The sequence below is a fragment of the Pseudoalteromonas haloplanktis ATCC 14393 genome, assembly GCF_000238355.1.
Taxonomy (GTDB): domain Bacteria; phylum Pseudomonadota; class Gammaproteobacteria; order Enterobacterales; family Alteromonadaceae; genus Pseudoalteromonas; species Pseudoalteromonas haloplanktis.
The window spans coordinates 64344-72979 of the sequence record NZ_AHCA01000016.1 but is presented as its reverse complement, the minus strand read 5'-3'; the positions used below and the strand labels follow the sequence as shown (position 1 = coordinate 72979).

The following is an 8636-nucleotide window of genomic DNA, read 5'->3' as shown; positions in this document are numbered from 1 at the left end:
AGGGATGCGTATAATACATCCTTTATTTTTCGAGTCAACACTTAATTTAAAGTTTCTTTCGATGATTTAAACGTAAGTTTTATTTAACTCTGTGAGTAGCGTGCTTCGCTATGCGATGCGCTCTGCCGTCTCAGTGGGGTCGCATTATAGGGAGATCCAAAAACAGATCAACACTTTTTTGTAATCTTTTGATCGTTCGCTCAAAAAGCATGCAAAACCACTAAAAAAACACATTAAAGCCGCTTTTTATGCACTTTTTTTGCTGCAAATTAAATAATTTCACACAAATAACATTGCTATGTTCATTTATCGCGTTAAGATAGCAAGTTCACAATGTTAAATTAATGTTTATTTCCTGTTTATTGGTAGATCAAAATGAAATTACCCGATCAAAAATCTCTTATCTCTTCAGTTATCCTTGCTGTTATTGGTTTCGTTATAGTTAACTTTGCACTTTCAAGCTTACAATTAAGTCCTGCACTATTATTTGCTGCTGGTTTATTAATTGGTGGTGTGGTTATTGCTGCAATGTCATCTGACGATGTTGAAGATGCCGAAGTAAAAACAAAAACACTTTATGTTGGCAACCTTCCTTATCGTGCAAATGAAGGCGTAGTTCGCACTTTATTTGAAGAGCAAGGTAAAGTATTTAATGTTCGTTTATTAAAGGATAAGAATACTGGCAAACGTCGTGGCTTCGGTTTTGTTGAAATGGCAGAACTTGATGCTGACAACGCCATTGCTAAATTAAACGATAGTGAGTTTCAACAGCGTACGTTAAAGGTACGTGAGGCAAAACAAAAACAAGATGATGAATCTAGCTCTTTTCGTTCTGAGTCAGATCAGTCAGCGTAACTAGCTCCACCGGTTGCTTATCGATATAAATAGAAGCCGTTGCGTAAAAATGCAGCGGCTTTTTTTTATCTACCGCTACTTCAGGCCTTTTTTCAGTTGCTAATAAAGTTACAACTCTCTTTGCAATTGCAGCCCCTGAATCAAGTAGCCTAACAGCTCCCGCAAAATAGTCATTAATGCCATGAGTTAGGAGCGGGAAATGTGTACATCCTAAAACTATGACATCCACACTATGATCAATTGCTAACCTATCTAGTTCGGCGGTTAGTTTATTCTGGTCTAGTTGCTTACTTAAGTAAGCCTGCTCTGCAATATTAACCAACTCTACACTTGCGTATAAATGAACAGTTACATCCTTTGCATACTCTTGTATTAATTGCTGCGTATAAGCACTTTGTACTGTTGCAGGTGTTGCTAATAATGCAATATGCTTTGTTTGCGTTACTAAGGTGGCAGGCTTTATTGCAGGAACAACACCTACAATAGGGATACTCGCTAGTTTCCTAACTGCTGACAGAGCTGCTGTTGAAGCGGTATTACAGGCGATCACTATGATATCAACCGCTAATTGATTAACTGCGATAAACTCAAGCAAAGCACTAAGACGGTTAATGATGGTTTGTTGACTTTGCTTACCATAGGGTAAGTAGGCATTATCCATAAAATAACTAAATTGCGCTTCTGGGAGCGCGCGTTGAATATGCTCAAGTACAGTGGTGCCACCAAGGCCTGAGTCAAAAACTAAAATATGTGCAGACAAACTACTCGCCCCGTATTACTTTAAGCGAAGCAGTTTGCCATGCAGTTAAACAGAAATAAAGTTTACGCTTCGCTTTCTGACGCGGCTGAGCGTAGCTTATTCATTTGCTCAAACATCGATTTAGTATATTCAACCAGCTTGCCAATCTCTTCTTTATCTTGATTCAGCCATTGTAAGATACCTGCAAGCTCATTTTGTAAACCTAGATCACCCGCTTTATTGAATGCTTCTTTTAAATCATCATTAAATGGGGCTATTTTTTCAGCAACTTTTTTCTCTGGGGCAGGTTTATTTTCTTCATAGCCTTTTATTGCAGCGAAGGTTTTGGTCTGCCTTAAATCCATTGAAAACGCCACCAGCTGTTCATTACCAAGGCTTAGCTCTTGTGCTTGTGCAAACGCCTGCTCTAAATCGCCACCAAAAAAGGTTTGGCTCACATTTTGAAGATCCTCCATTAAGGCATTTATTGCCTCTTGCTCGTCTTCATTTAAATCACCATTGACCGACATACTAAAGGACAGTTCACGTGATTGTGATGATTCACTAGCATAACCTTCGTTTTGACCATTACGTTGATAACTACTTGCTGATTGTTGTTTAAAGGCATCAGCAAAGCTAATAGTCACCTCGTCACCTTCTGCAGTGGTAAAGTTATATTCTGCGTTATTACTTAAACTTAGATACTGTGCTTGGCTCACACTCACAGACTCAGGTTTTGGGTTAAATAAGTTTTCTTCAAATTCATCAAGGCCACTAAAAATACCTGCTTTTGATTTTTCGATGCCTTCTTCTATTTCGTCATTTAAAACCCCTGTGCCTTTGAGCTCTTCATAAGCATCATCGATACCTATTTGCACACCTTTGCGTGCATCACTGAGCATCCCTTTGAGTTTGTCATCATCGGCACCACCGGCTTGTGCTTTTTTAACCGCACCCGTTACAAAATCCAGTACATTTTTGACAATTTCTTCAAAATCGAATAACGGTTTGTCTTTTTTCTCTTCAGCGACAGGTAAACCCAAAGCTTGTGCCATTTTATCACCTAATACTTTTGCGGCTAACTCCCTACCACGTTGCTGGTAACTATCTTGGGGAGACTGTATTGTAGGTTGCTGTAATGCACCTTTGTTACTGTATTTATTGACATTGTTATTTGGAACAAAGCCAAAGTTACCTATTTTCATGATCCGACTCCTATAGTTGCATTCTTTAGTATCGGCCTAAAAATAAATAACTGAAGCGAAATGTACAAAAAAACAGCACCTTTCATTACGCAAAACTAGACAAATACTCCCTGCCCCCTACAATAGCGCCGATAAATAGCTTAAAGATAGAAGGTAGTGGGCATAATGGCAGTTATTAAGATCGATACATCAATATACGATGCGCAATTAAGCGAAAAAGAGCAGCGTATTATTGCGCAATTCCAACGATTTGGGGTTGAGCAATTAGAAGTATTTGGCTCAGAGCCTATTCACTACCGTCAACGCGCTGAGTTTAGAGTGTGGCATGATGGGGATGATTTATTCCATATTATGTTTGACCAAGCTACCAAAGAAAAAATTCGTGTAGATACCTTTGATCCAGCAGCACCGCTGATTGGCGAAGTTATGCAAGCGATGATCGAAAATTTAAAGGGTTGTGAGATATTACGCCGCAAGTTATTTCAAATAGATTATTTATCAAGTCTCAGTGGTGAAATTCTTGTAAGCTTGCTTTACCACAAACCATTAGATGATGAATGGCTAACAGCCATTAAAGCGTTAAAAGTGGCGCTGAGTGAACGCTTTAAAATTGATTTTATTGGCCGTGCCCGCAAACAAAAAGAAGTGTTGGGTGATGACTATGTTACTGAACGTCTAACCGTTAATGGCCAAGAGCTTATTTATCAACAAGTAGAAAATAGCTTTACCCAGCCTAATGCCAAAGTAAATATTAAGATGCTAGAGTGGGCCCAGGATTTATGTAAGCCATTAAAAAATGATTTGCTTGAGCTGTATTGTGGCAATGGTAATTTTTCGATTGCATTGGCAAGCTCGTTTAATCGTGTGTTAGCTACAGAGATCTCAAAGTCATCAGTGCACTCTGCACAGTACAATATTGCCAAAAACAAGGTGACTAACTTAGATATTATTCGCATGTCTAGTGAGGAGTTCACTCAAGCGATGAATGGCGAGCGCACGTTTTCACGCTTAGAGGGTATTGATTTAAAAAGCTATAACTGTCAAACCATTTTAGTTGACCCGCCGCGGTCTGGCATGGATACACTGACCTGTGATTTAGTCGCTAACTATGAAAGCATTATTTATATTTCATGTAATCCAGATACCCTAGAGCGAGACTTAGAGCACCTAAGTCGTACTCATGAAGTTAAGCGCTTCGCAATTTTTGACCAATTTCCTTACACTCATCACATAGAATCAGGGGTGTTTTTACAACGTAAGTAACAGAAGGTTTTATCATGCCAGTGCTTGGACTAGCGCTGGCATTTGCTGCTCACTATACACTTCAATGCCATGTTGAGTTAACAATGCAGCTTCAGGCCCATCCCCTTAACCTTAGTGCCACTGTGCGAACCATCATAAATTGTGTTGCGGCCACAAGAAGGGCTTGATTCCTTTAACAGCGCAAAACGAATATTGTGCTGCTGGCAAAGTTGCAGCGCTTTGCGTGCACCTAACTTAAATTCAGCGGTCACATCATCACCTATATTGGTAATCACTTTATCATTGCTGATTTCAGCAGGATCTCTGGGGGTAGGTAAACCACCAGCAACCTCGGGGCAAAAAGACACGATCAGCTTTTGCTGTTGCCAGGTCATTATTTGCGGATGAAGTAATTGCACTCCCGTGCCGTCGTAACGCACAGGAGTGCCAAGCAAACAGCTTGAAATGAGTATTTTTTCCATTGTATTTTCACCACTAACAAAAAAGCTCCGCGTACGGAGCTTTTTATACAGCTAACTAGTTTTATTTAGCAGCTAAATAGTTAATTAGTTTACTAATATCTTCAGGCTCGGTAATTCCTGATTCACGCCCCAAGTTAAGCTTATATTTACCATTTACGATAAAAGTGGGTACACCACGCAGTGCGCCTTTATCTTTATAGTAATCTTGGTCACGCTTCATTTTTGAGCTCATAGTACGTACTGAAAAACTTTTATAAAGTTTGTCGAACTTATCGCCGTCAACGCCTTGGGCTACGAATACATCTTTAACATCCGCTAATTCATTAAACTTAGCACGCTTAACATGAATATGGCTAAACATAGCTGCAATGATGGCATCTTTTTGTGGTAACACTTCCGCAGTTGCTAATGCTTGAGAAATCATTTGTTGATTTTCAGGATCACGAACTCCAACAAAATCAACATGGCTCTTTTTAAACTCGACTGTTTTATCAAGCTTAGGCTTCACATCCGCTAGTAGCGCTTCATAGTTATTACACGCTGGGCAATAAAATGAGAAAAACTCTTTTACCTCAGGTTTTTTACTCGCTCGCTCGGATACAACATCATAATGCACACCTTCTTCGTATGTGCTTGTTGCATTTGCAGCTAACGGTAATAACAAGGCCAGCAATCCAGCTTTAACTAATTTGATCATCGGGAAAAACTCCAAAAATTATTGTTTTAATAAAAAGGCAACTAGCTCATCAAGCTGCTGTTGGCTCTTGATGGTATTGATATTAATTTTGTATTTATCGTTAACGATAAAAGTAGGTACGCCGGTTAGAGCACCCATTTGCGAGAATTTATTCTGCTTATCTTGCATGGCTTTTTCAGCAGCAATCACAGGCATGCTCGCAATTTCTTTATCAAACGTATCACTATCTATGCCGTTAACGTCAAGCAATGCTTTAACGTCTTTAATATTATTTAAAGGAGCGCGTTTTACATGAATGCTGTCAAAAATTTGATCTGCAACTTGCTCACCTTTATTGTGCTGCTTAGCAATGATGTACGCATAACTTAGGTTGCTTTGCACTTCTGGCGCTAAACCACCTAAAAAATTAACATGATTTTTTACAAACTCAGTGCCTGCGGGTAAACTTTTTTCCATTGCTTTCGCAACGGCTTCAAACTTAAAACAGTGCGGACAATAAAAAGAGAAAAACTCAGTGACCTGAGGTGTTTTGCTTTTTTCAATTTTAAGTACTTCGTATTGATCACCCGCTTTAAAGTCTGCAGCCATCGCTGCAAAGGGTAAACATAACAATAATAAACTCAGTTTTAGTTTTTTAAGCATTGGACTCTCGTTTCGATATTTTAATAATTAGTTAGGTAGCAACTTTAACGGCGGCTCTTGCAATGCAGAGTATTGCTCTTTTAACGCTAAAATCTGTTGCTCCCAGTATTTGTCATCAGCAAACCATGAAAAGTTCCGCGGGAATGCTGGATCTTCCCAGCGTTTAGCTAACCAACCCATATAATGAATCATACGCATCGCGCGTAAAGGTTCAATCAATTTGAGTTGTGTGTGATCAAAATCACAAAATTCTTCATACGCTGCCACCAAGGTGTCTAACTGTAACAGTTGATTGTGTCGATCACCACTGAGCATCATCCATAAATCTTGAATCGCTGGTCCTTGGCGGCTATCGTCCAAATCAACAAACATTAACGCATCACCTGCCCAGAGAATGTTTCCAGCATGACAATCACCATGTAAGCGAATAGTTTCTACTTGCTGATAGAGTGACTTCGTTTTAGCAATCACCATATCCAAAATAGTATAAAACGCAGTGGTTAAACTACTAGGCACCAGATTACTGTTTTGCAACTGAATTTTAGCTGTATCTAAATACTCATCACATCCTATGACCGGACGTTCACTAAAAACATTTCCTTTCGCTACCTGATGCATTCGGCCAATTAAACGCCCAAGTACATCTAGCTGATCAAGGTTATCCATTTCAAAGATACGCCCACCAACACTTGGAAATAGCGTAAACAGGTAGCCATTATGCTCAAATAAGCTTTCGCCATTACGGCGAATAGGGGCAACAACGGGTACTTCAGCATCAGCTAATTCAAATGTAAAATTATGCTCCTCCAGTATTTGCGCCTTACTCCAGCGTTCTGGGCGATAAAATTTCACCACATAACGCAGGCCATCGTCTGCTTTAAATTGATAAACACGGTTTTCGTAACTATTCAGTGCGAGCAAGCCCGATTCTGCATAAATACCAATACTTTCTACCGCATCTAAAATCGAATCTGGGGTAAGATCTACAAAACTAAATTTACTCATAATTCTCATCAGTTATAAAAAAAGCGAGAACATCCCGCTTTTTATGTGCTTATCTATAGTGTACTTAACTATCGCGCTTTAAAGAAGTTACTCGGCTGCGATATTTGTGAACTAGGGTCGTTCGTCGGCGACAACACAAAGCTAAACTCTGTCATTGGCGCTTTCAAATCATAAGGGTCCATGACTAAAGACAATGGCACATTATGCGATTCCCCTGCCTGCACGGTAAAGGTTTGCTTACCTATGTATTTAAAATTCTCCAATCCTTGCACTTTGATATTAAAGGTTTGCTCGTATTGCGCTTTGTTGATCACCTTTAGTGTATAGGTATTTTCAACAAGACCGTTAAAATCAACTCGATATAGCTGATTACGATCGCGAATAATATCTAAGTCCATTGGTTTGCGCATCACGATATTGGCCACCAGCGCCGCACTCAGCACCACTAAAATAACACTGTAGCCAATGATTTTAGCCCGCAGCGGATTGGTTTTATTCTCTGGTGTTTCTAAATTACGCTCTGTGGTATAAGAAATCAGGCCGCGTGGATAGTTCATTTTATCCATAACCCCATCACAAGCATCGATACAAGCACCACAGTTAATACATTCTGCTTGCAAGCCGTTACGTATATCGATCCCTGTTGGGCACACTTGGACACATAAGTTACAGTCAATACAATCGCCTAAGTTAAGCTCTTTGGGGTCTTGCTTACGAGAACGTGGGCCACGGTTTTCCCCACGCTTTTCGTCATAACTTACTGTGTAAGTGTCTTTATCAAACATTGCTGATTGAAAGCGTGAGTACGGACAGATATGCAAACACATGATTTCGCGCATCCAACCTGCATTACCATATGTACACACAGCAAAGAAAATAATACTAACTAATGCATAGCCACCAACATTAAAGGTTACAAAATCAGGAACGAGCTCACGAATGGGCGTAAAATAACCAACAAAAGAAATAGCAGTATAGAGAGAAAATGCAACCCAACTAGTATGTTTGGCTGTTTTGCGCCAAAACTTATCAAAGTCCATTGGTCGTTGATCAAGCTTTTTACGTTGATTTGCAGTACCTTCAAACTTCTCTTCAAACCAAATAAAAATAAAGGTCCAGACTGTTTGCGGACATGTGTAGCCACACCACACCCGGCCATAAAAAGTGGTAACTAAAAATAATGCAAATGCAGCGAGCATGAGAATAAATGCGAGGATAGTGAAATCTTGCGGCCATAACGTTAGCCCAAAGATATTATATTTTTGACCTATAAGATCAAACAACACGGCTTGCTGGTCGTTAAAGTTTATCCATGGCAAAGCCATAAACGCTAACATACCTAAAAAGCCAATTCGTTGTCTTAATAACTGGTGCAATCCCGTTACCGCACGTACATAAATACGATTTCGGGGGTTAAACCTATCCTGATGGGAATGCAGATCGGGCTTTTCGATCTTTACCTCACTCGGAATATTCTTTACTTTTATTTGCTTGTCCATCGAAGTTCCTCAACGCCGCTTGGAGAATGAAAGTCAAACAATCAAATGCAATTTAAATAGCGAATCACTGCGCTTATATTTAAAAGTAGTGCAAACTGAACCACAACGCCGTAAAAGTTCAGAGATTTCTGAAAAATCTAATTGTTCCTGTCCATTATACCTACAATTGATAAAAATGCTGAAGTTGATCGCTAATAATTTATTCATCTAACTTACTTGCTTTACAAAGGGGCATTTTATTACACTGGTGGTCAATTCGTACCCGTTCAG

General features: G+C 39.5%; 8 protein-coding genes and 1 pseudogene. 2 read left to right on the top strand and 7 right to left on the bottom strand.

Annotated features, from left to right (window positions below; genetic code table 11):
• The first annotated feature begins 375 nt into the window (after positions 1 to 375).
• Positions 376 to 855 carry an RNA recognition motif domain-containing protein gene (locus PHAL_RS0120695; protein ID WP_016710347.1) on the top strand — a complete coding sequence of 160 codons (480 nt, stop codon included), beginning with the start codon at positions 376 to 378 and terminating at the stop codon, positions 853 to 855.
• Here the strand turns inward: PHAL_RS0120695 and murI are convergent.
• On the bottom strand, positions 818 to 1615 hold the full coding sequence (gene murI / locus PHAL_RS0120690; protein WP_016710346.1) for a glutamate racemase: 798 nt from the start codon (positions 1613 to 1615) through the stop codon (positions 818 to 820). The genes PHAL_RS0120695 and murI overlap by 38 nt on opposite strands.
• Before the next feature lie 62 nt (positions 1616 to 1677).
• Positions 1678 to 2799 carry a DUF5610 domain-containing protein gene (locus PHAL_RS0120685; protein ID WP_016710345.1) on the bottom strand — a complete coding sequence of 374 codons (1122 nt, stop codon included), beginning with the start codon at positions 2797 to 2799 and terminating at the stop codon, positions 1678 to 1680.
• 165 nt (positions 2800 to 2964) lie between these two features.
• Here PHAL_RS0120685 and trmA point away from each other — a divergent pair, with 165 nt between their 5' ends.
• Positions 2965 to 4062 (top strand): tRNA (uridine(54)-C5)-methyltransferase TrmA, encoded by a 1098-nt coding sequence (gene trmA, locus PHAL_RS0120680; protein ID WP_016710344.1) that lies wholly within the window; start codon positions 2965 to 2967, stop codon positions 4060 to 4062.
• A gap of 12 nt (positions 4063 to 4074) precedes the next feature.
• Here trmA and PHAL_RS23265 read toward each other — a convergent pair.
• The 5 genes and pseudogenes from PHAL_RS23265 to ccoG form a co-directional block, all read right to left on the bottom strand.
• Positions 4075 to 4523: pseudogene (locus tag PHAL_RS23265) on the bottom strand (DUF523 domain-containing protein).
• Between the two features lie 61 nt (positions 4524 to 4584).
• Complete coding sequence (locus tag PHAL_RS0120670) at positions 4585 to 5220, bottom strand: thiol:disulfide interchange protein DsbA/DsbL (RefSeq protein ID WP_016710342.1); 636 nt, start codon at positions 5218 to 5220, stop codon at positions 4585 to 4587.
• An 18-nt stretch (positions 5221 to 5238) separates the two neighbouring features.
• Positions 5239 to 5862 (bottom strand): thiol:disulfide interchange protein DsbA/DsbL, encoded by a 624-nt coding sequence (locus tag PHAL_RS0120665; protein WP_016710341.1) that lies wholly within the window; start codon positions 5860 to 5862, stop codon positions 5239 to 5241.
• Positions 5863 to 5889: 27 nt separating this feature from the next.
• Entirely contained in the window at positions 5890 to 6867 is a 978-nt protein-coding gene (locus PHAL_RS0120660) for a serine/threonine protein kinase (RefSeq protein ID WP_016710340.1), read from the bottom strand.
• 68 nt (positions 6868 to 6935) lie between these two features.
• A complete protein-coding gene (gene ccoG, locus PHAL_RS0120655) occupies positions 6936 to 8366 on the bottom strand; it encodes a cytochrome c oxidase accessory protein CcoG (RefSeq protein ID WP_016710339.1) in 1431 nt (476 codons plus the stop codon).
• Positions 8367 to 8636: the final 270 nt, after the last annotated feature.